This is a genomic window from Paenibacillus sp. AN1007, from assembly GCF_040702995.1.
Lineage (GTDB): Bacteria > Bacillota > Bacilli > Paenibacillales > Paenibacillaceae > Paenibacillus.
On record NZ_CP159992.1, the window covers coordinates 5,648,135 to 5,669,733 of the forward strand.

18 protein-coding genes, 8 tRNA genes and 2 rRNA genes are annotated in these 21,599 nt (G+C 48.7%); all 28 read right to left on the minus strand.

Features of this window, described 5'->3' with window-relative positions; translation table 11 throughout:
- Window positions 1-12 precede the first annotated feature (12 nt).
- Window positions 13-759 (minus strand): bifunctional phosphoribosyl-AMP cyclohydrolase/phosphoribosyl-ATP diphosphatase HisIE, encoded by a 747-nt coding sequence (hisIE, locus tag ABXS70_RS25385; RefSeq protein ID WP_342553682.1) that lies wholly within the window; start codon window positions 757-759, stop codon window positions 13-15.
- A complete protein-coding gene (gene hisF / locus ABXS70_RS25390; RefSeq protein ID WP_366291880.1) occupies window positions 752-1,513 on the minus strand; it encodes an imidazole glycerol phosphate synthase subunit HisF in 762 nt (253 codons plus the stop codon). Before hisF ends, hisIE begins: the two co-directional genes overlap by 8 nt.
- A gap of 30 nt (window positions 1,514-1,543) precedes the next feature.
- Window positions 1,544-2,278 (minus strand): 1-(5-phosphoribosyl)-5-[(5-phosphoribosylamino)methylideneamino]imidazole-4-carboxamide isomerase, encoded by a 735-nt coding sequence (gene hisA, locus ABXS70_RS25395; protein ID WP_342553680.1) that lies wholly within the window; start codon window positions 2,276-2,278, stop codon window positions 1,544-1,546.
- A gap of 145 nt (window positions 2,279-2,423) precedes the next feature.
- Window positions 2,424-3,050, minus strand: coding sequence for an imidazole glycerol phosphate synthase subunit HisH (hisH, locus tag ABXS70_RS25400; protein ID WP_366291883.1), 627 nt, complete (start codon window positions 3,048-3,050; stop codon window positions 2,424-2,426).
- Between the two features lie 3 nt (window positions 3,051-3,053).
- Window positions 3,054-3,695, minus strand: a complete 642-nt coding sequence (gene hisB / locus ABXS70_RS25405; RefSeq protein ID WP_342553678.1) for an imidazoleglycerol-phosphate dehydratase HisB — start codon at window positions 3,693-3,695, stop codon at window positions 3,054-3,056.
- The gene (hisD, locus tag ABXS70_RS25410) at window positions 3,688-4,992 is read right to left on the minus strand and encodes a histidinol dehydrogenase (protein WP_366291886.1); all 1,305 of its coding nucleotides are present in this window, start codon (window positions 4,990-4,992) and stop codon (window positions 3,688-3,690) included. Before hisD ends, hisB begins: the two co-directional genes overlap by 8 nt.
- Before the next feature lie 134 nt (window positions 4,993-5,126).
- Window positions 5,127-5,786, minus strand: a complete 660-nt coding sequence (gene hisG / locus ABXS70_RS25415; protein ID WP_342553676.1) for an ATP phosphoribosyltransferase — start codon at window positions 5,784-5,786, stop codon at window positions 5,127-5,129.
- Window position 5,787: 1 nt separating this feature from the next.
- Window positions 5,788-6,981, minus strand: coding sequence for an ATP phosphoribosyltransferase regulatory subunit (locus ABXS70_RS25420; RefSeq protein WP_366291889.1), 1,194 nt, complete (start codon window positions 6,979-6,981; stop codon window positions 5,788-5,790).
- Window positions 6,982-7,561: 580 nt separating this feature from the next.
- The gene (locus tag ABXS70_RS25425; RefSeq protein WP_342553674.1) at window positions 7,562-8,104 is read right to left on the minus strand and encodes a DapH/DapD/GlmU-related protein; all 543 of its coding nucleotides are present in this window, start codon (window positions 8,102-8,104) and stop codon (window positions 7,562-7,564) included.
- Window positions 8,101-8,757 (minus strand): pyrophosphatase PpaX, encoded by a 657-nt coding sequence (gene ppaX, locus ABXS70_RS25430; protein ID WP_366291892.1) that lies wholly within the window; start codon window positions 8,755-8,757, stop codon window positions 8,101-8,103. The genes ABXS70_RS25425 and ppaX overlap by 4 nt, the downstream gene beginning before the upstream one ends.
- A 6-nt stretch (window positions 8,758-8,763) precedes the next feature.
- Window positions 8,764-9,798, minus strand: a complete 1,035-nt coding sequence (gene lgt, locus ABXS70_RS25435) for a prolipoprotein diacylglyceryl transferase (RefSeq protein ID WP_366291895.1) — start codon at window positions 9,796-9,798, stop codon at window positions 8,764-8,766.
- Window positions 9,799-9,974: 176 nt separating this feature from the next.
- Window positions 9,975-10,913: an HPr(Ser) kinase/phosphatase gene (hprK, locus tag ABXS70_RS25440; protein WP_342553671.1), complete on the minus strand. Its 939-nt coding sequence runs from the start codon at window positions 10,911-10,913 to the stop codon at window positions 9,975-9,977.
- Between the two features lie 335 nt (window positions 10,914-11,248).
- Window positions 11,249-12,373, minus strand: coding sequence for a sn-glycerol-3-phosphate ABC transporter ATP-binding protein UgpC (gene ugpC / locus ABXS70_RS25445; RefSeq protein WP_110898810.1), 1,125 nt, complete (start codon window positions 12,371-12,373; stop codon window positions 11,249-11,251).
- A 103-nt stretch (window positions 12,374-12,476) separates the two neighbouring features.
- Window positions 12,477-13,676, minus strand: a complete 1,200-nt coding sequence (locus tag ABXS70_RS25450) for a helix-turn-helix domain-containing protein (RefSeq protein ID WP_366291899.1) — start codon at window positions 13,674-13,676, stop codon at window positions 12,477-12,479.
- 155 nt (window positions 13,677-13,831) lie between these two features.
- Window positions 13,832-13,904 (minus strand) — tRNA-Lys (locus tag ABXS70_RS25455).
- A gap of 7 nt (window positions 13,905-13,911) precedes the next feature.
- A tRNA-Tyr gene (locus ABXS70_RS25460) sits at window positions 13,912-13,997 on the minus strand.
- Between the two features lie 11 nt (window positions 13,998-14,008).
- Window positions 14,009-14,081 (minus strand) — tRNA-Phe (locus ABXS70_RS25465).
- A 20-nt stretch (window positions 14,082-14,101) separates the two neighbouring features.
- A tRNA-Asp gene (locus ABXS70_RS25470) sits at window positions 14,102-14,179 on the minus strand.
- A 9-nt stretch (window positions 14,180-14,188) separates the two neighbouring features.
- Window positions 14,189-14,264 (minus strand) — tRNA-Thr (locus ABXS70_RS25475).
- 5 nt (window positions 14,265-14,269) lie between these two features.
- Window positions 14,270-14,345: transfer RNA gene (locus tag ABXS70_RS25480), tRNA-Val, on the minus strand.
- A gap of 9 nt (window positions 14,346-14,354) precedes the next feature.
- Window positions 14,355-14,431: transfer RNA gene (locus tag ABXS70_RS25485), tRNA-Met, on the minus strand.
- Between the two features lie 43 nt (window positions 14,432-14,474).
- Window positions 14,475-14,566, minus strand: a tRNA-Ser gene (locus ABXS70_RS25490).
- Between the two features lie 80 nt (window positions 14,567-14,646).
- A 23S ribosomal RNA gene (locus ABXS70_RS25495) occupies window positions 14,647-17,573 on the minus strand.
- Between the two features lie 338 nt (window positions 17,574-17,911).
- Window positions 17,912-19,466: ribosomal RNA gene (locus ABXS70_RS25500) — 16S ribosomal RNA — on the minus strand.
- Together the 16S and 23S rRNA genes with 8 tRNA genes alongside form the textbook arrangement of a ribosomal RNA operon.
- 348 nt (window positions 19,467-19,814) lie before the next feature.
- Window positions 19,815-20,084, minus strand: coding sequence for a pro-sigmaK processing inhibitor BofA family protein (locus tag ABXS70_RS25505; protein WP_366291902.1), 270 nt, complete (start codon window positions 20,082-20,084; stop codon window positions 19,815-19,817).
- Between the two features lie 46 nt (window positions 20,085-20,130).
- Window positions 20,131-20,406 (minus strand): DUF2508 family protein, encoded by a 276-nt coding sequence (locus ABXS70_RS25510; RefSeq protein ID WP_366291905.1) that lies wholly within the window; start codon window positions 20,404-20,406, stop codon window positions 20,131-20,133.
- A gap of 194 nt (window positions 20,407-20,600) precedes the next feature.
- Entirely contained in the window at window positions 20,601-21,200 is a 600-nt protein-coding gene (gene recR / locus ABXS70_RS25515; protein WP_366291908.1) for a recombination mediator RecR, read from the minus strand.
- A gap of 35 nt (window positions 21,201-21,235) precedes the next feature.
- The gene (locus ABXS70_RS25520; protein WP_366291911.1) at window positions 21,236-21,547 is read right to left on the minus strand and encodes a YbaB/EbfC family nucleoid-associated protein; all 312 of its coding nucleotides are present in this window, start codon (window positions 21,545-21,547) and stop codon (window positions 21,236-21,238) included.
- Between the last annotated feature and the right edge of the window lie 52 nt (window positions 21,548-21,599).

Consider the following 21,599-nt stretch of genomic DNA (forward strand, 5'->3'; position numbering starts at 1 on the left):
AAGATTCGCCTCCTAGTCGCGGCGCGGCCGTTCGTGTCGGCGGCTCAGCTCAGACATGATGTCATCCAGAGGCAGCTTGCGCTCCTGCAGCAGCACGAGCAGGTGATACATCAGGTCACTGACCTCGAGACGAAGCTCGTCATTATCTTTGTTTTTGGCAGCAATAATCGTTTCGGAAGCTTCCTCACCGATCTTTTTCAGGATTTTATCGACACCTTTATCAAACAGATACGTGGTATATGCACCTTCCGGACGTTCGCGCTCACGCTCAGCAATGACAGATTCCAGTTCTGCCAATACCTCAAAGCGTCGCTCAGCAGCAGTTGAAGAGGCCTTGTTGGAGTTTGCCGAGCTCCCCGCTTCTTCTTTGTTATCTTGGTCTGACTCACTTTCTGGTAAACCGATAATTTCATTATGGAAACAAGTTAATGCACCTGTATGGCAGGCCGGTCCCTTCGGTTTAACCTCAACCAGCAGCGTATCGCCGTCACAGTCATATTTCAAGGAAACGATCTTCTGGACATTGCCAGAGGTTGCTCCTTTATTCCATAGCTCTTGGCGCGAACGCGACCAGAACCAGGTTTCTCCAGACTCCAGCGACAGCTTCAGCGATTCACGATTCATATAAGCCATCATTAATACTCTGCGGGTATCCACATCCTGCACAATGGCAGGAACCAATCCTTCATCCCAACGGATGTGTTCCACAACCTGCTCCAAGGAGAGCTGTTCCTTGATCTCATCACTTACTTTAGTCACGGATTTCCACTCCTTGTTCTCTTAATTGTTGTTTTAATGCCGGTACGCCAATTTCTTTGTAGTGAAAGATGGTTGCGGCCAGACCTGCGTCCGCTTTGCCTGTTGTGAAAACATCATAGAAGTGAGACTCCTTGCCTGCACCACCTGACGCAATGACTGGAATACGTACCGATTCCGAAACAGCAGCGGTCAGCTTCAAATCAAAACCGTCCTTCGTACCATCTGCGTCCATGCTGGTTAACAGAATTTCTCCCGCACCCAGCTCCTCGACTTGTTTAACCCACTCCAAAGCTTTAATGCCGGATGGTTTCCGCCCGCCATGGGTATAGACTTCCCACTCGCCCCAAGCTTCGTTATACTTGGCATCAATGGCAACGACGATACATTGCGAGCCAAAACGGCGTGCACCATCCGCAATGATCTGAGGATTAAGGACCGCCGCAGTATTTACTGCAATTTTATCCGCACCTGCACGCAAAATACGCTTCATGTCCTCTACTTTGGAGATCCCGCCTCCTACCGTAAAAGGAATCGCGATCTCACCTGCCGTCTGTCTTACAACTTCCTCCATCGTTTCACGGCCCTCCACCGATGCGGAGATATCGAGAAATACAAGTTCGTCCGCTCCCTCGCGGTCATACAGTGCCGCCAGCTCTACCGGATCACCCGCATCGCGGAGATTGACAAAGTTCACGCCTTTAACGACCCGGCCGTCCTTCACGTCCAGACAGGGAATGATTCTTTTTGCCAGCATGCTCCCTCTTCCTCTCTACCCGATTATCCGTTACTTGTTCACCAAACGCACTGCTTCAGCCAGATCAATACTGCCTGTATACAGGGCTTTGCCTACAATGGCTCCGCCAACACCATCAGATGCATGTTGACTCAAACGAAGCAAATCATCCATCACACTGACACCGCCAGAAGCAATAACTGTCCGTCCGCTTGCTTTGGCAAGGGACACAATCGCCTCAACATTAGGCCCCTGCATCATACCGTCACGGGAAATGTCCGTAAAGATAAATGTTTCCGCTCCATACGCAGCGAGTTCCTTCGCCAGCACTTCAGCCTGTACCTCGGAAGTTTCAAGCCATCCACGAGTGGCAACATAACCATTACGCGCATCAATACCAATGGCCACTTTATCTCCGTAACGTCCTAATACTTCTTCTGTAAAAGCACGATCCTCAATAGCAGCTGTCCCGATAATCAATCGGCTTACGCCTAGCCCCAGCAAACGTTCAACGTCAGTAATTGTACGAAGTCCGCCGCCAACCTGCACAGGTACATTCACAGCAGATGCAATACGTCCAATCAGCTCGTCATTAACCGGGTGTCCCGCCTTTGCTCCATCCAGATCCACCAGATGAACATATGTACCACCCTGCTTCTCCCAGTTAAGGGCAACCTGAACCGGGTCATCGTTATATACGGTTTCCTGATTATAATCTCCCTGCACCAATCTTACACATTTGCCGTCCCGGATATCGATTGCCGGGTATAAGATAAAAGATGACATACAAGGCCTCCTAAGTGTAGATTCGATTGAATTTCGATTAAACTTTCATGTAACTTCAAGTTGAATACATTTAAAAACAGGATTCAATTCTAATGAAATTCGATCATAAGATAATACAAATCTTGTTTAGATAGACAATTATAAATTAGGCTGTTCCCGATGCCCCCGTCAAAGACAGGAAATTGCTGAGCAGTTTCATGCCAAGTTCACCGCTCTTCTCAGGGTGGAACTGCATACCGAAGTTTGATCCTCGGCCTACGATCGCAGTAACCGGATGTCCGTAATCCGTAACGGCCAGCAGATCGTCCTTGTTCTCGGTAATTGCATGATACGAGTGTACAAAATAAACATGCCCGGCATCCAAACCCGCGAAGAGCGGATTTTCAGGATGTAAAAATTCCAAACGGTTCCATCCCATATGAGGAACCTTCAGTTCACTTGGTGCGAAGCGCACTACTTTTCCCGGCAAAATGTCCAGTCCCTCATGCTCGCCGTGTTCCTCACCCGTACTGAACAGCAGCTGCATGCCCAGACAGATGCCAAGCAGCGGTTTCAGTCCGGCAGCCGCTTCTTTTACGACTCCATCCAGACCTGTTTCTCGCAAATGCACCATTGCATCACCAAAGGCACCTACCCCCGGCAAAATAACGCCATCAGCGGCAAGAATAGCTTCCCGCTCACCTGTGACCAGCGCTTCATAGCCAAGACGTTCGACCGCTTTGCCGACGCTGTGCAGGTTCCCCATACCGTAATCGACAATTGCAATCGCCATTGTCTACAGCACTCCCTTCGTGGAAGGCACGCCGGTTACTCGTGGATCGATCATCGTCGCTTCATCCAGCGCACGTCCGAGAGCCTTGAAGACCGCTTCAATCATGTGATGTGTGTTCTGACCGTAGTGCACAATGACATGCAGCGTAATCCGCGCTTCGAGCGCCAGTTTCCAAAGAAATTCATGCACCAGCTCTGTAGAAAAGCTGCCTACCTGCTGCGACGGGTACTCGGCCCGGTATTCAAAGTGCGGACGGTTGCTCACATCAATGATAACCTGAGCAAGCGCTTCGTCCATCGGTACAAACACACTGGCATAACGTTTAATTCCGCGTTTATCGCCCAGCGCTTGATACAGCGTCTGTCCCAGACAGATGCCAATGTCTTCAACCGTATGGTGATCATCAATATCGATATCTCCCCGAGCCTGTACGTTAAGATCGAATTGTCCATGCTTTGTGAACAGATCGAGCATATGATTCAGAAACGGTACATCCGTCTCAATATTGGATTGTCCCGTGCCATCTACGTTGAATGACAGCTGGATATTCGTCTCGTTTGTTTTGCGATCTACCTCTGCCTGACGCACTGTCCCTTGATTTTGAAGCTGCACTCCGTTTTCTGCACTCTTATTCTGATTATCCATTGTCCGATTCCGCCTTTCCTTCCTGTTGTAAGCGTACAGCAATTGCGCGAGCATGTCCTTCAAGCCCCTCATGTCGGGCTAATTCGATGATAGCTGCACCGTTCTGCAGCAGTGCCTCTTTACTATAATAAATCAGACTCGATTTTTTGATAAAATCATCCACGTCTACCGGTGAACTGAACCGGGCAGTTCCATTGGTCGGAATAATATGATTCGGTCCGGCAAAGTAATCGCCCACCGGTTCGGAGCTGTACGGCCCGAGAAAGATTGCACCGGCATTCTCGATTCGGCCGGCGTAAGCCATCGGCTCCTGCACCATAATCTCCAGATGCTCGGGTGCAAGCCGGTTCACAACATCGATTCCCTCATCGATCGAATCGACGACGATAATCGCCCCATGCTGCTCCACGGAAGCAGCAGCAATATCGCGCCGCGGCAGCACTTCCAGCTGCCGCTGCACCTCGGCCTGCACAGCTTCCGCCAGCACGGCCGAATTCGTGACGAGAATGGCCGATGCCATCTCGTCATGCTCCGCCTGCGACAGCAGGTCCGCAGCGACATAAACAGGGTTCGCCGTATCATCGGCGAGCACCACAATCTCACTAGGCCCAGCGATACTGTCAATATCGACGGCCCCATACACCTCGCGCTTCGCGAGCGCCACGTAGATGTTACCCGGTCCACAGATCTTGTCGACCGGGGCAATACTCTCCGTGCCGTAAGCAAGAGCGGCGATCGCCTGCGCGCCGCCTACCCGGTACATCTCGTTCACACCTGCTTCCGCGGCAGCCACGAGAATGTACGGGTCAATGCCTTCTCCACCGTTCGTCGCCGGCGGTGTGACAAGCACAATCTCCGGCACGCCTGCAACCTGTGCCGGAATGACATTCATCAGCACCGACGATGGATACGCTGCTTTCCCTCCAGGGACATACACGCCGACTCGTTTCAGCGGCCGAATAATCTGGCCGAGCAGACTGCCGTCCGGCTGCCAGTCCATCCACGAATTGCGTTTCTGCTTCTCATGAAACGCACGAATATTGGCGGCGGCTTGGCGAATCGCCGTCACAAACGATGGCTCCACGGCTTCATACGCCGCCTGGAGCTCCTCCTGCGGCACGCGCAGTCCCGCAGCCGTCAGCTGTGTGCGATCCAGCTGCTCTGTATAACGCAGCAGCGCTGCATCCCCTTCACGGCGAATGTCTGCGACAATGCGCCGTACCGCTTCATTTTGCTCCGGCGTACCGTACTCTACTTCCCGCTTCAGATCAAATTGCCGTGCTGGTACAATCTTCATTCGTACAACCTCCTTACGTTATCTATTTCCTATATAAATAGTACCGTTCACATATCTATGTGCTGTTGACTCTATTCCTATCTGCTATCCTTGTTTACCTGACTTGTGCGCATCATTCTTTACTTATCTGCTCATTATCTTCTCGCACTTCCCGTAGAAACTTCATTACCGCTCGGAATCACCATTTGAAGTGCATCACACAGGGACTGAATTCGGGCATTTTTCATGCGATAACTGACGCGATTTGCAATGAGACGGCTGGTAATATTCAGAATCTCCGTCATCTCCACAAGCCCATTCTCACGCAGCGTCTGTCCTGTCTCGACCAGATCGACGATTCGGTCAGCCAGACCGATCAGGGGAGCAAGCTCGATGGAACCATTCAATTTAATAACCTCAACCTGCTGTCCCTGCTCACGGAAGTACTGGGAAGCGATGTTCGGATATTTCGTAGCAACCCGCTGCTGGATACCCGCCTTCCAGTCCGGAAGCCCAATCACAGACATACGGCACTGCGCAATCCCCAGATTTAAAAGCTCATACACATCCCGATCTTCCTCAAGCAGCACGTCTTTCCCGACAATGCCAATATCGGCAACACCGTACTCCACATACGTTGGTACATCGACAGGTTTGGCCATAATGAACTCCATCCCGGCTTCAGGTACTTCGATAACCAGTTTACGGGTATCATCTACATCCTCAGGAATATCAAGTCCTGCTTCACGAAACAGCTTGGAGGCCTTTTTATAGATACGGCCTTTGGGCATAGCCACCTTGAGAATATCCGACATCTTATTGTCCTCCTTGTTTTGATCCATAGATAATGACCTGTTCAGCCTGTTTCGCATCTGTCCCACTTGCCACTGCTTTTGGCCTTTTATCATCAAGAAGAGATGTGACTACATTCTGACCCAAACTGCGCAGTCTTGCTGCTTCGGCTAAGGCTTCCGCTCGCCGCTCCGGGCTGTATTCGATACGAACCGGCTTCTTTTCCTCAATACTAATGCCGTGAACACCATCAATAATACGATTCGTTTTCAACGCAAAGCCGGTAGCCGGAAGAGCACGCCCGAACTGCTGCAGTAGATTGTCATATCGCCCACCGCTGCATACCGGAGATCCCAGCTCTGCTGCGTACCCTTCAAATGTCATGCCTGTATAATAGGAGAAATCCCCGATCATCGTCAGATCGATCAGCACATGTTCCGAGACCCCATACGCCTCCAGCACCTCAAATACGGCGCACAAATGTGCAATGGACTCGGCCGCTTCAACACTTGAGCTGAGCTCGCCTGCATGGGTGCAGATTTCTTTCCCGCCGCGCAGACGCAGTATTGCTTCAAGCTGTTGTTTTTGCTTTGACTCCAGATGTAATGCTTCGATGGATTGGCGATACCCGACATAATCTCGTCCCAGCAGCCCTTCCTTCAACTGCTCCTGCTCAGCCGTCTGACCTGGAATTACTTCCTCCAGCAATCCGTTCAGAAAGCCCATGTGTCCCATTGCTATCTTGAAAGAAGATACACCCGCTGCCTGTAGTGAAGCAATTGCAAGTGCGACCACTTCCGCGTCGGCCTCCGGGGAATCGTCCCCTACAAGCTCCACACCTGTCTGGAAAAATTCAGCCTCACGTCCGGCTTCCTCTTCTATGGAGCGAAAAACATTCGCATGATAGGATAAACGCAGCGGAAGTGCCTCATCCTTGAGCATCGATGATACCACCCGCGCTATCGGAGCAGTCAGATCAGATCGCAGTACCAGTGTCGTTCCCCGGCTGTTCAGCAATTTAAACAGTTTGCGGTCCGATGTCGAACTGGCTACCCCTACTGTGTCGTAGTATTCAATTGTTGGTGTTATAATCTGGCGGTATCCCCAGCGTTCCATGCATTCCAGTACATTTCGTTCAACCATTCGCAGTTTGGATACTACATGTGGTGTATAATCACGGAAGCCGGTTGGTTTTTCAAAGCCTTTTGGTTTGGACATTGGTATGATTCACCCCGAGTCATGGATTTGAATAATGGATTAGAATTATTACATAAATTGATCTATAGATACTTGTACCTACACCTCGATGAACGAATAATCTTTTAACCGCAGATTGTGTTCGTCATTATTTATATCGCTCTATCTCCACAGGATTTATGTATGACAAATCCCCATTCTATGTTAGTTACCCTGATTCACAGTAAAGCCTCATACATCTCTTAACTTAACAGAGGCCTTAACGTTCACACATTTTATACGTTAGTCCGGTCTTCACTATTACTTGTTAATCACTAACCACATATACTTTCATATGGTAAAGTGCTAACAAACTAAAGGATATGGGATATGATAACATGAATGCCGCTCGATCGTCAACAAAACTACCTTTCACACATGATCATCCAGCCCAAGCTTGTCCAGTCCGATGTTCTTTCAATTTGCTCCTGGTTCATTGGTTATATGTGAAGTTTTGTATACGAAAAAAGCTGCCCTCAGCAGCTCTTCCCTTCATCCTTTGCATCATGTATCTTTTTATGCAGCATTGTCTATGGTTAATATGGTTTGACGATCTCCAAACTTAATGAACCTTTCGCTGCGAAGGTTCATCCGTTTTGAACACCATTTCTTCCGGCAAGTCTGCCGGACGTGATAAATCACGCAAAGGATTACCTCCAACAAAAGCACCTGGAGCCACGTTCTTATGCACGACAGCCCCGGCAGCAACTACCGCTCCGTCTCCGATCGTTATCCCTGGAAGGATGGTTGTATTCGCCCCGATCAGTACATTATCTCCGATAATGACTTCACCGAGTCTGTACTCCTTAATGAGATACTCGTGAGCCAGAATCGTGGTATTGTAACCAATGACTGAGTTTTCACCAATCGTTATTTTCTCCGGGAAAAATACATCCACCATCACCATCAGACCAAAAGCCGTATGGTCCCCCACCTTCATACCAAGCATTCGCCGATATATCCAGTTCTTAAGGGGCAGCACAGGGCAGTACCGCGACAGCTGAATCCAGATAAAATTACGCACGCCCTTCCACGGGCTCACGGTTTTGTAGATATGCCAAAGTGCATTCTGACTTTCTACCGGATAGCGGGTTACTTTTCTCATGAACGGCCCGTTTCTGTGAGAACTATGTCCAGCAAATCTCTCATATCATGCAAAATGTAATCCGGTTTATATCCGTTCAGTACCTGCTCTCCTTTAAGTGACCAAGCCACACCGGCGGAGAGTGCACCCGCATTTTGTGCCGATTGAATATCAACAGGGCTATCACCCACCATCAGGGTGTGGGCGGGGTTGGAACCCAATTCTGCCATCGCTTTTTGAACGGGTTCCGCATGCGGTTTGGGATGGGTTACATCCGTCACTGTGACAATGGACTTCATATATTTAAGCAGATCAAAGCGCTCCAGCACCTTTAATGTGGAAGGACGAATCTTGGTAGTTACCACACCCATTATGATGCCTGCTTGATCCAGAGCCTCTACAACCTCGATTACATGGGGAAAAGGTCGAACCATCGCTTCATGGTGAATATCATTATAGGCTCGATATCCTTTAACGTATTCTGACACCTCTTCCTGACCTGAAAAGGTTCGCATTTGCTGCTCCAATGTGCCTCCCATATGCGGAATGATCTGTTCCCTTGTCCATGGGGAAGCATGATTCCAGCCTTCCATAACATGCAGGAATGAGTTGATAATCAGCTCATTGGTATCAATAATTGTTCCGTCCAGATCAAACAGTACCGTGTTAATCACACTGCATTACTCCTTTTTATCTTCAACTTGCTTTGAATCATCTTCAGCAGGGCTTGGCGTTATTGTTCCCTTTTCCCCTACGCCAGCCGCCTTACCTGTGTGCTCTAAATCATCAGCAGGAACTTTCGACGAAACAATCGGATCACTGTAACGGGCATTTGCTTTCCCTGTCACTCTTCTTACCACAATAAACACAATAGCGGCAGCAATAATACCCAGAGACAGCAGCTGCGAGATTCTGACGTTACCATATGCCGGGTCCAGATATCCTTGCTCAAACCCCAATGCAGTCATTGGGGACCACAGTCCGTTCACAAATGAAGCGATCCAGTCCGGAGCTTGGAATGCGAGACTGTCCGTACGCAGTGCTTCAATAAAGAATCGGCCGACCGAATACCAGATGAAATAGGACATGAACAGCTCGCCTGAGCGCATAAACTTCTGACGGCGAAGCACAAACAGCAGAATTAATCCGACAAAACACCATACCGACTCATACAAGAAGGCCGGATGACGGAATACACCCTCCACATTCATTTGATTGACAATAAAGTCCGGCAGGTGAAGCTTGTCTCTTAAAAAGGACTCTTCAACAGGACCGCCATATGCCTCCTGATTGACATAGTTCCCCCAACGTCCGATCATCTGTCCAACAAGCAGCCCAGGTGCACAGATGTCCGCCATACGCCAGAAGTTATATCCTTTATGACGGAAGAAAATGAATCCACATATAACGGCACCAATGAGGGCACCGTAGATTGCAATACCACCGTTCCATATTTTAAATACATCCCAGAAGTTATCTTTATAATCCTCCCATTTAAATGCCACGAAGTAGATGCGGGCGGCAATAATGGCAGACGGCACACCCCACAAAACCATATCCATGAATACTTCTTGGGGAATGTTATATCGCTTGCCCTCCCGAATAAGCAGCAGCAGACCCAAAAGTGCCGCAGTACCCAAGATAAGTCCATACCAGTGAACCTTTAATGCGCCTATAGAAAACGCAATCGGGTTCAACAGTAATAATGTATCCATTCATTCACACTCCTATCAATTCACATCTTTAAGCATGACCTTGTGCAGCCTGACCCCATCCTCCTGTTTGAAAGAGTTCAGACTGCCATGTGTCATGCTTCCTAATGACATTGCAGCTTGATATGTTCTATCTTTCTATTGCAGCTGATCATGTGCAGTACTTCACTTCATCCTTCTTAATCCATATCTTCCATATCTTCTGAAATGGTTGCTGTCAGCTTGTTTGTGAACTGGAGTGCAGCGTTAAGTCCCATCTGTTTCAGGCGGTAATTCATACCTGCTACTTCAATGATTACAGCCAGATTTCGTCCCGGACGAACGGGAATCGTAACCAGTGGTACATCGGTATCAATAATACGTGTTGTCTCTTCATCCAGTCCCAGACGGTCATACTGTTTATCCTGCTGCCATGCTTCCAGGCGCACAACTAATGTGATCCGTTTGTTGTTTCGTACAGCCCCTGCACCAAACAACGTCATTACATTGATAATACCTACACCCCTGATCTCCAGCAGGTGACGGATCAACTCTGGTGCGGTACCGTGCAGCTGAAAGTCCGACGTTTGGCGGATCTCCACCGCATCATCGGCAATCAAGCGGTGACCCCGTTTTACAAGTTCAAGAGCCGTTTCACTCTTACCAATACCGCTGCTGCCTGTGATCAGCATACCTACGCCATATACATCACACAGTACACCGTGAATCGTCGCGGTAGGTGCCAGCTTACCTTCGAGAAAACCAGTGATCCGGCTCGAAAGAATGGTCGTAGCCATGTTGCTCCGAAGTACGGCCAGATTCTGTTCTTCACTGATATCTATCAGTTCCTGTGGAACTTCCAATCCGCGTGTAACGACAATACAAGGTGTCTCCTCGGTACACAGACGCTGCATACGTTCACGACGCTCATGTTCAGGCAGCATGGCAAAAAAGGCCAGCTCTGTTCTTCCCAGCAGTTGTACCCGCTCTTTGGGATGATATTCAAAGTAACCTGCCATCTCCAGACCAGGACGGTTAAGGTCATCTACCGTAATATATCTTTTTAATCCCTGAGAACCCGAAACAACTTCCATCTGAAACTGCTGTACCAATTCGGATACTTTCACTTTTTTCGCCATTTGTCTCTTCCTTTCAGCATTCGCTGTGCCTCTATGTACCTCAATTCGTGTATCATTTCTTTCCATTATTAGCGCATTCACAACATGATTCACAGACAAGTCATTTTGTCCTTGAAATGGCACTCTTGTATACACCAGCGTGCGGCATTTATAGGACAGACCTTCAAATAATCTTAAATGAATTTTGGATCGATTGCAATCGCCGAAGTCCCGTATTCCTGCTCTTCAAGCTCTTTATAAAAAAGCCCCTTCCAGCATAAACGGAAGGGGCTCGATTTACATTATATAATTGCGTTACTTCCAGATTTCGTCGTTTCCGAGAATCTTCAGTAAAATTAGTCTTGAAGAAGTACGTTTACTTCAGTCTCTTTGTCAAAGATATGAACTTTGTTCATGTCGATGGCCATTTTAACTGTAGAACCATCACGAGTATTGGAACGTCCGTCTACACGTGCGATTGTAGTGTCATTACCTACACCGCTCAAGTAGAGGAGCATTTCGTGACCCAGGTTCTCTGTTACATCTACGTGAGTAGAGAATACAGAGTTCGGGGAAGCTTCCAGGAATACCGGCTCTTCGTGAATGTCTTCTGGACGAACGCCCATGATCACTTCTTTAGCAGCATATCCTTTGGATTTCAACACTTGTGCTTTACCTTGTGGAATCTCAACGTCCACACCAGGAGCTACAAAGTGCAGGCTTGATCCTTGCTCAGCCAGTTTACCCGAGATGAAGTTCATTGTCGGGGAACCGATGAAACCAGCTACGAACAGGTTCGCCGGGTGATTGTACAGCTCTTCAGGAGAAGCTGCTTGTTGGATGATACCATCCTTCATAACGACAATCCGATCACCCATCGTCATTGCTTCGATCTGGTCATGCGTTACGTAAATAACGGTTGTTTCCAAACGTTTAGCAAGCTTAGTGATTTCCGCACGCATCTGTCCACGGAGTTTAGCATCCAAGTTGGAAAGCGGCTCATCCATCAAGAAGACTTGTGGGTCACGGACAATCGCACGTCCCAAAGCGACACGCTGACGTTGACCACCGGACAATGCTTTAGGTTTACGCTCAAGCAAGTGCTCGATATCGAGGATCTTAGCTGCTTCACGTACACGTTTGTCGATCTCGTCTTTTTTGACCTTACGCAATTTCAAACCAAATGCCATGTTTTGATATACGCTCATATGCGGATACAAGGCGTAGGATTGGAATACCATCGCGATATCACGGTCTTTAGGTGCAACATCATTCACGACACGGTCACCGATATAGAGTTTACCTTCAGAAATTTCCTCAAGGCCTGCGATCATACGCAGTGTTGTTGATTTACCACAACCGGACGGACCTACCAGTACCAGAAACTCTTTGTCTTTAATGTCCAGGTTAATGTCAACTACAGTTGCTTTATCAGAACCCGGGTATTTTTTGAAAATATGCTCTAAACGTACTCCTGCCATGATTGTTGCCTCCTCAGAGATCATTTTGTAATCGAATACAATTTGTAGTTTTATAATACCCTATCGCTTGGTTATCTGACTATTCGCAAACTGCACAAAAATATCAGCTCTTTTTCGTCACTTTGTACATCAGCAGTAAAAGCTGCACAATCATCGCACTTTTGAAGTGTCTGACATCATAACCAATCTCCTGTTTAATCTTATCCAAACGGTACACGAGTGTATTGCGATGGATAAATAAGCGCTTAGCTGTCTCGCTAACGTTACAGTCCAAACCAAAGAATGTCTCCAGTGTGGCGATTGTCTCGCTATCATTAAAAATAAGTGTACCCTTGCCGGTTTCCTGAATAAAGCGTATCCGCTGCTGCTCTGATATACTTGCTACCAACTGCTCCAGCTGCAGATTCCAAGGAAGATGAATATGCTGCGTAACATGAAAGGAGCGACCAAGCTGCATACTCTCCTGCAGAAGAGAAGCTGTCTGTACCAAAACCTCTTTGGGAATACACGGCAGTGAAGCAGATAGATGAAACACACCTGCAAACTCACTCGCCACCAGCTCGTACAACCCCAAACAAAATGCATGGAGCGAATCTTTTCTCGCCTCTGCAGTGTCATCATCCGCTTCCCCAGTAACAATTTCTTCATTGCCCATGAAAAGCCATTCCTGCTCACCAAGGGGAATTAATGTAATATCTTCGCCAAAATAACTTTCTAACAGCTTGTTCAACACTTTCGAGTCTACACGCTGAGAATCAGGTGTTTCCCCCTGCAGCAGGAAAATAATTTTCTCTTCCTGAAAATCAGAAAAAGCAGCATATGGATCGGGCAGTGGCTTGTGACTGCCAGTTCGATAAGCTTTAATCTGCTCCTGAAGCCATACACCCAGTGATGATAACCGCTTGTCTGTGTCACTATGTTGGTTTATAACATTGATAGGGGTCAGCCGCTCATTACTGATAATCAGTAACTCGATCAGGCGTCGTGTCTCTATTGTTAGAGAGGCAGCGTTACAGCCCCAGCATACAACGGTATTCTCCTGCTCGTTTATACCAACTTTAAAAAAGATACGTTCACCATGGTGTAAACTAACCATATTTAAATCTGAGGATATATATGATTTTGCTGCGAAATCAAGTTCTCGTTCTCCAGGTTTGCTTCGAATAAAGCTCAGCTTGTTTTCGTCTAAGCCGCTCAAATTTTCAATAGACTGCATCCACTCGTACATCGTAATTTCATATTCATCCAATGTGGTGCCTATAACGCCTTCAATTTGCTGTTTTAGATCAGGTATGAGCTTCATGTATGAAATGTCACCACTCTGCGTGTTTTTTTATCATTATTTTATCATATCTTGATGTGCGCCGCTCTGTATCCGTCAGTCTGACATACTTTAGTCTAAATAGAGAAAAAGAGAGTGACCGATCAAATTAATGATCAATCACTCTCTAATTAAGATGAGTCATGAAGGATTCGAACCTTCGACACCCTGATTAAAAGTCAGGTGCTCTACCAACTGAGCTAATGACTCGTAAAACTGGTGGAGGATGATGGATTCGAACCACCGAACCCGTACGGGAGCAGATTTACAGTCTGATGCGTTTGGCCACTTCGCTAATCCTCCAGGATTAAAGGTGGCTCGGGACGGAATCGAACCGCCGACACGAGGATTTTCAGTCCTCTGCTCTACCGACTGAGCTACCGAGCCTTATTTAATTGTAAAATTAATGGCGGAACCGACGGGATTCGAACCCGCGATCTCCTGCGTGACAGGCAGGCATGTTAGGCCAACTACACCACGGTTCCAAGCATTAATGGTGCCGGCGAGAGGACTTGAACCCCCAACCTACTGATTACAAGTCAGTTGCTCTACCAGTTGAGCTACACCGGCGTATATGGTGGAGGCTGAGGGGATCGAACCCCCGACCCTCTGCTTGTAAGGCAGATGCTCTCCCAGCTGAGCTAAGCCTCCTGGGTAATATGGTAGCGGCGGAGGGGATCGAACCCCCGACCTTACGGGTATGAACCGTACGCTCTAGCCAGCTGAGCTACACCGCCATATTATGCATGTTTTGATTGCTTGTCCATCCTTAGGTAAAGATGGCGGAGAGAGAGGGATTCGAACCCTCGCACCGATTACTCAGCCTAACCCCTTAGCAGAGGGTCCCCTTATAGCCACTTGGGTATCTCTCCAAAGACAATCTCAACGTTGTTCAAGGATTGCTCCTTGAAAACTAGATTCGAAACGAAACTCACGCGACTCAAAACTTGCTATTGGATAAGCCCTCGACCGATTAGTACTGGTCAGCTCCATGCATTGCTGCACTTCCACCCCCAGCCTATCTACCTCGTCGTCTTCAAGGGGTCTTACATACTGGGAAATCTCATCTTGAGGGGGGCTTCACGCTTAGATGCTTTCAGCGCTTATCCCGTCCGTACATAGCTACCCAGCGGTGCTCCTGGCGGAACAACTGGTACACCAGCGGTACGTCCATCCCGGTCCTCTCGTACTAAGGACAGCTCCTCTCAAATTTCCTACGCCCACGACAGATAGGGACCGAACTGTCTCACGACGTTCTGAACCCAGCTCGCGTACCGCTTTAATGGGCGAACAGCCCAACCCTTGGGACCTACTTCAGCCCCAGGATGCGATGAGCCGACATCGAGGTGCCAAACCTCCCCGTCGATGTGGACTCTTGGGGGAGATAAGCCTGTTATCCCCAGGGTAGCTTTTATCCGTTGAGCGATGGCCCTTCCATGCGGTACCACCGGATCACTAAGCCCGACTTTCGTCCCTGCTCGACTTGTAGGTCTCGCAGTCAAGCTCCCTTATGCCTTTGCACTCTTCGAATGATTTCCAACCATTCTGAGGGAACCTTTGGGCGCCTCCGTTACTCTTTAGGAGGCGACCGCCCCAGTCAAACTGCCCACCTGACACTGTCCCCGTACCCGCTAAGGGCACCAGGTTAGAACCTAGATACGATCAGGGTGGTATCCCAACGGTGCCTCCACACAAGCTGGCGCTCATGCTTCAAAGGCTCCCACCTATCCTGTACAGATCGTACCCAAATTCAATATCAAGCTGCAGTAAAGCTCCATGGGGTCTTTCCGTCTTGTCGCGGGTAACCTGCATCTTCACAGGTATTAAAATTTCACCGGATCTCTCGTTGAGACAGCGCCCAAGTCGTTACGCCATTCGTGCGGGTCAGAATTTACCTGACAAGGAATTTCGCTACCTTAGGACCGTTATAGTTACGGCCGCCGTTTACTGGGGCTTCGGTTCACAGCTTCGGATTGCTCCTAACCACTCCCCTTAACCTTCCAGCACCGGGCAGGCGTCAGCCCGTATACTTCGCCTTACGGCTTCGCACAGACCTGTGTTTTTGCTAAACAGTCGCTTGGGCCTTTTCACTGCGGCCCCCTCGTGCTATTCACACTACCGGGGCACCCCTTCTCCCGAAGTTACGGGGTCATTTTGCCGAGTTCCTTAACGAGAGTTCTTCCGCGCGCCTTAGAATTCTCTTCTCGCCTACCTGTGTCGGTTTGCGGTACGGGCACCTTCATCTGGCTAGAGGCTTTTCTTGGCAGTGTGAGATCATGACCTTCGCTACTGTAATTTTCACTCCCCATCACAGCTCAGCCTTCCGATGTGCGGATTTGCCTACACATCAGCCTTACTGCTTGGACAGACATCCATCAGTCTGCGTCACTACCCTACTGCGTCCCCCCATCGCTCGTAACGATTTACGGTGGTACAGGAATTTCGACCTGTTGTCCTTCGACTACGCCTTTCGGCCTCGCCTTAGGTCCCGACTTACCCTGAGCGGACGAGCCTTCCTCAGGAACCCTTAGGCTTTCGGCGGATCAGATTCTCACTGATCTTTTCGTTACTCATACCGGCATTCTCACTTGTATGCTCTCCAGCGCTCCTTACGGTACACCTTCAACGTACATACAACGCTCCCCTACCCCTGATGCAAAGCATCAAGCCATAGCTTCGGTGGTGTGTTTAGCCCCGTTACATTTTCGGCGCAGAGTCACTCGACCAGTGAGCTATTACGCACTCTTTCAATGATGGCTGCTTCTAAGCCAACATCCTGGTTGTCTGTGCAACTCCACATCCTTTCCCACTTAACACACACTTGGGGACCTTAGCTGATGGTCTGGGCTGTTTCCCTTTTGACAATGGATCTTAGCACTCACTGTCTGACTCCCGGAAGTAAGTCTATGGCATTCGGAGTTTGACTGAGCTTGGTAACCCTTGCGGGCCCCGCACCCAATCAGTGCTCTACCTCCACGACTCTGTTTTCCGAGGCTAGCCCTAAAGCTATTTCGGGGAGAACCAGCTATCTCCGAGTTCGATTGGAATTTCTCCGCTACCCCCACCTCATCCCCGCACTTTTCAACGTGCGTGGGTTCGGGCCTCCAGTGCGTGTTACCGCACCTTCACCCTGGACAGGGGTAGATCACCCGGTTTCGGGTCTACGTCCACGTACTCAATCGCCCTATTCAGACTCGCTTTCGCTGCGGCTCCGGCTCTTCACCTTAACCTTGCACGGGAACGTAACTCGCCGGTTCATTCTACAAAAGGCACGCCATCACCCCTAAAACGGGCTCTGACTTTTTGTAAGCACACGGTTTCAGGTTCTATTTCACTCCCCTTCCGGGGTGCTTTTCACCTTTCCCTCACGGTACTGCTTCACTATCGGTCGCTAGGAAGTATTTAGCCTTGGCAGATGGTCCTGCCGGATTCATACGGGGTTTCACGTGCCCCGCACTACTCGGGATCCGTCTCGGAGAGAATCAACTTTCAATTACAGGGCTTTTACCTTCTTTGGCGGGCCTTTCCAGACCTCTTCGTTTAACTGACTCCTTTGTAACTCCATGTGAGACGTCCCACAACCCCAAAGAGCAAGCTCTTTGGTTTGGGCTTCTCCGCGTTCGCTCGCCGCTACTGACGGAATCACTATTGTTTTCTCTTCCTCAGGGTACTTAGATGTTTCAGTTCCCCTGGTATGCCTCTGCACAACCTATGTATTCAGTTGTGAGTAACTGGATATTACCCCAGCTGGGTTTCCCCATTCGGACATCCCCGGATCAAAGCTTGCTTACAGCTCCCCGAGGCAGTATCGTTGTTCGCCACGTCCTTCATCGGCTCCTAGCGCCTAGGCATCCTCCGTGTGCTCTTAGCGCTTAACCAGATTGCTCAGGTTTCGTTTGCTCGCTTCCCTTGTTTTGCTTACGCAAAGCCAAAAGTCGCTCCCATCCGATACCATCGCAATTGCATTTAACTACCGTTTTTATTGAAACTTGTTTAACACAAGTTCAGCTAAAAAGGAATGTTCTAATTCGCGTTTGTTTCGTTTCGATATCTAGTTTTCAAAGAACAAATCGGTTTGTTCAGCCCGCTCACCATCGGTGCGCTCTAACCAACGAGACGTTTGAGAGTTTGAGCTCTCAAAACTGAGCAACGAGTGAGTAGTTTGCAGCTGAGCTGCATATTTGAATGTCTTCATTGCAGAAGACGATTCTCCATAGAAAGGAGGTGATCCAGCCGCACCTTCCGATACGGCTACCTTGTTACGACTTCACCCCAATCATCTATCCCACCTTCGGCGGCTGGCTCCTTGCGGTTACCCCACCGACTTCGGGTGTTATAAACTCTCGTGGTGTGACGGGCGGTGTGTACAAGACCCGGGAACGTATTCACCGCGGCATGCTGATCCGCGATTACTAGCAATTCCGACTTCATGCAGGCGAGTTGCAGCCTGCAATCCGAACTGAGACCGGCTTTTTAGGATTGGTTCCACCTCGCGGCTTCACTGCCCGTTGTACCGGCCATTGTAGTACGTGTGTAGCCCAGGTCATAAGGGGCATGATGATTTGACGTCATCCCCACCTTCCTCCGGTTTGTCACCGGCAGTCACCTTAGAGTGCCCACCCGAAGTGCTGGCAACTAAGATCAAGGGTTGCGCTCGTTGCGGGACTTAACCCAACATCTCACGACACGAGCTGACGACAACCATGCACCACCTGTCTCAACTTTCCCCGAAGGGCACCTAACGCATCTCTGCCTCGTTAGTTGGATGTCAAGACCTGGTAAGGTTCTTCGCGTTGCTTCGAATTAAACCACATACTCCACTGCTTGTGCGGGTCCCCGTCAATTCCTTTGAGTTTCAGTCTTGCGACCGTACTCCCCAGGCGGAATGCTTAATGTGTTAACTTCGGCACCAAGGGTATCGAAACCCCTAACACCTAGCATTCATCGTTTACGGCGTGGACTACCAGGGTATCTAATCCTGTTTGCTCCCCACGCTTTCGCGCCTCAGCGTCAGTTACAGCCCAGAGAGTCGCCTTCGCCACTGGTGTTCCTCCACATCTCTACGCATTTCACCGCTACACGTGGAATTCCACTCTCCTCTTCTGCACTCAAGTCACGCAGTTTCCAGTGCGATCCGGGGTTGAGCCCCGGGATTAAACACCAGACTTACATGACCGCCTGCGCGCGCTTTACGCCCAATAATTCCGGACAACGCTTGCCCCCTACGTATTACCGCGGCTGCTGGCACGTAGTTAGCCGGGGCTTTCTTCTCAGGTACCGTCACCTTGAGAGCAGTTACTCTCCCAAGCGTTCTTCCCTGGCAACAGAGCTTTACGATCCGAAAACCTTCATCACTCACGCGGCATTGCTCCGTCAGGCTTTCGCCCATTGCGGAAGATTCCCTACTGCTGCCTCCCGTAGGAGTCTGGGCCGTGTCTCAGTCCCAGTGTGGCCGATCACCCTCTCAGGTCGGCTACGCATCGTCGCCTTGGTGAGCCGTTACCCCACCAACTAGCTAATGCGCCGCAGGCCCATCCCCAAGTGACAGATTGCTCCGTCTTTCCAGTTTCCTTCAGGCGAAGAAAACAAGTATTCGGTATTAGCTACCGTTTCCGGTAGTTGTCCCAAGCTTGAGGGCAGGTTGCCTACGTGTTACTCACCCGTCCGCCGCTAACCATCCGAGAAGCAAGCTTCTCTTCAAGTCCGCTCGACTTGCATGTATTAGGCATGCCGCCAGCGTTCGTCCTGAGCCAGGATCAAACTCTCCAATAAAGATGAATTTCGTCAGCGTGGTTAAACGCTGTGAAACTCATCGGGGTATTGAAAAGAGCGAATAGCTCATTTTGAATCTGACGAGATTAAAAATCTCATTTTGATCTTGCAAGCAAGATCGATACTCACTCGTTGTTCAGTTTTCAAAGATCAAACTTGTCTTTTTTTGTCACCATTTTGTCTCAGCGGCGACTTTTATAATATACCATACTTCATTTGTTTTGGTCAAGCTTTTTTTGAAATTATTTTTTGAAGTTCGCTGTGAACTTCATTTATTTCAAGCAAGTACGCAACCAATCAAGCAAAGCAACGAGATATAATGTACCATAGATATTCCCCAATAGTCAACTATCCAAACAAAGAAATTTTCAAACCCAATAACAGACCTAAACCAGGCAGACCCAAAACAGTAACAGTACCTATTGTAGCAGGGTTCAACGGGATATACATCCCGGTTATCCATCCAGAATAATTCACAACGTATATCCCCGCAGCCGCCAGCACTAAATGTATTCCAATCGACGTAAAAACCGATAATCCTATTCGTTTTCTAAACAAAGTTATGATAAGTGCTAACAGAGATACCGCTAATATACTCCCCAGAATAATACTCTTCATACGATCAGCTCCCCTAATAGAAATATGCTGCACATCCACCCTCTGTCTACATGCTGACCTCTTTATCAGTAACCGCTTCATTAACCTCAATTAATCTTTTAGCTCGCTTCAGATGGATCTGATATTTCCTCTCGGCTGCTTCAAGCACATAGATGGCATAGTCAATCTCATCCTCTCCCAGCGCATCCTCAAACTGTCTCATCGCACGCTCCCACTCATGTTTAGCCTTCTGCACATCTGAATAGATCTGTTCCGCTTCCAACTCCGCCAGTTCTCTCTTCCGTTTATCCCCCAACCTCTGTGTTCTTCGCCACATCAGCATAAAGACCCCTCCCTCATCGTCTGAACAGCACATTCTCATACATATCAAGGGAAGGACAAACTTAGAACTTGGACATATCTTTTTACACATAAAAAAAAGAAGAGGGCGACGGCCCTCTCCTGAAATCCTATAATCTTATAGCTATTTAATTTCATGATCAATACAGTCCCATCTTGCTGGGCAGCTCTTTTCCCTTAGCGCATTTCCCTGCGCCCTTCCAGCGCCTTCGAGAGGGTAACCTCATCCGCATACTCCAGATCTCCACCCACAGGCAGTCCATGAGCAATACGGGTCACACTAATCTCAAACGGACGCACCAAACGCGAGATGTACATTGCAGTAGCCTCGCCCTCAATGTTCGGATTCGTTGCCAAAATCAATTCTTTGACACGCTCATCAGACAATCTGGTCAACAGCTCTTTCAAACGTATGTCATCCGGACCAATTCCCTCCATTGGAGAAATCGCTCCCTGCAGCACATGATAGTATCCACCGTATTCTTTGGTGCGCTCCATAGCCACCAGATCTTTTGAATCCTGGACTACACAGATTACAGAACCATCTCTCGACTTATCCTGACATATCCGGCATGGGTCCGTATCCGTAATATTACAGCACACCGAGCAGTAATGAAGATTACGCTTCACACTGACGAGCGCTTTGGCAAAATCAATAACGTCATCTTCCTTCATGTTAAGCACATGAAAAGCTAAACGCGCTGCTGTCTTCGGACCTACACCCGGCAGACGGGTGAAGGCATCAATCAGCTTGGCTATCGGTTCAGGATAATACAATCAGTTGTGTCCCCTTTTGACAGGATCAGTTTAAATTAAAACAATCCCGGAATATTCATGCCGCCTGTGAATTTACCCATATCCTTATTAGCAATTTCGTCTGCTTTGGCCATAGCATCATTAACGGCAGTCATCACAAGATCTTGAAGCATTTCAACATCCTCAGGATCTACTGCTTCAGGCTTAATCGTAATGGAAAGCAGCTTTTTGTGTCCGTTAACCTCAGCAGTCACCACTCCACCGCCAGAAGTTCCTTGAACGGTTTTGTCCGCAAGCTCCTCCTGTGCCTTCAGCATCTGCTCCTGCATTTTCTTCACTTGCTTCATCATTTGATTCATGTTATTCATATCCGTCATCTCCTTTAGAATGGTTATCTCAAATTATACACTTTACATTCAA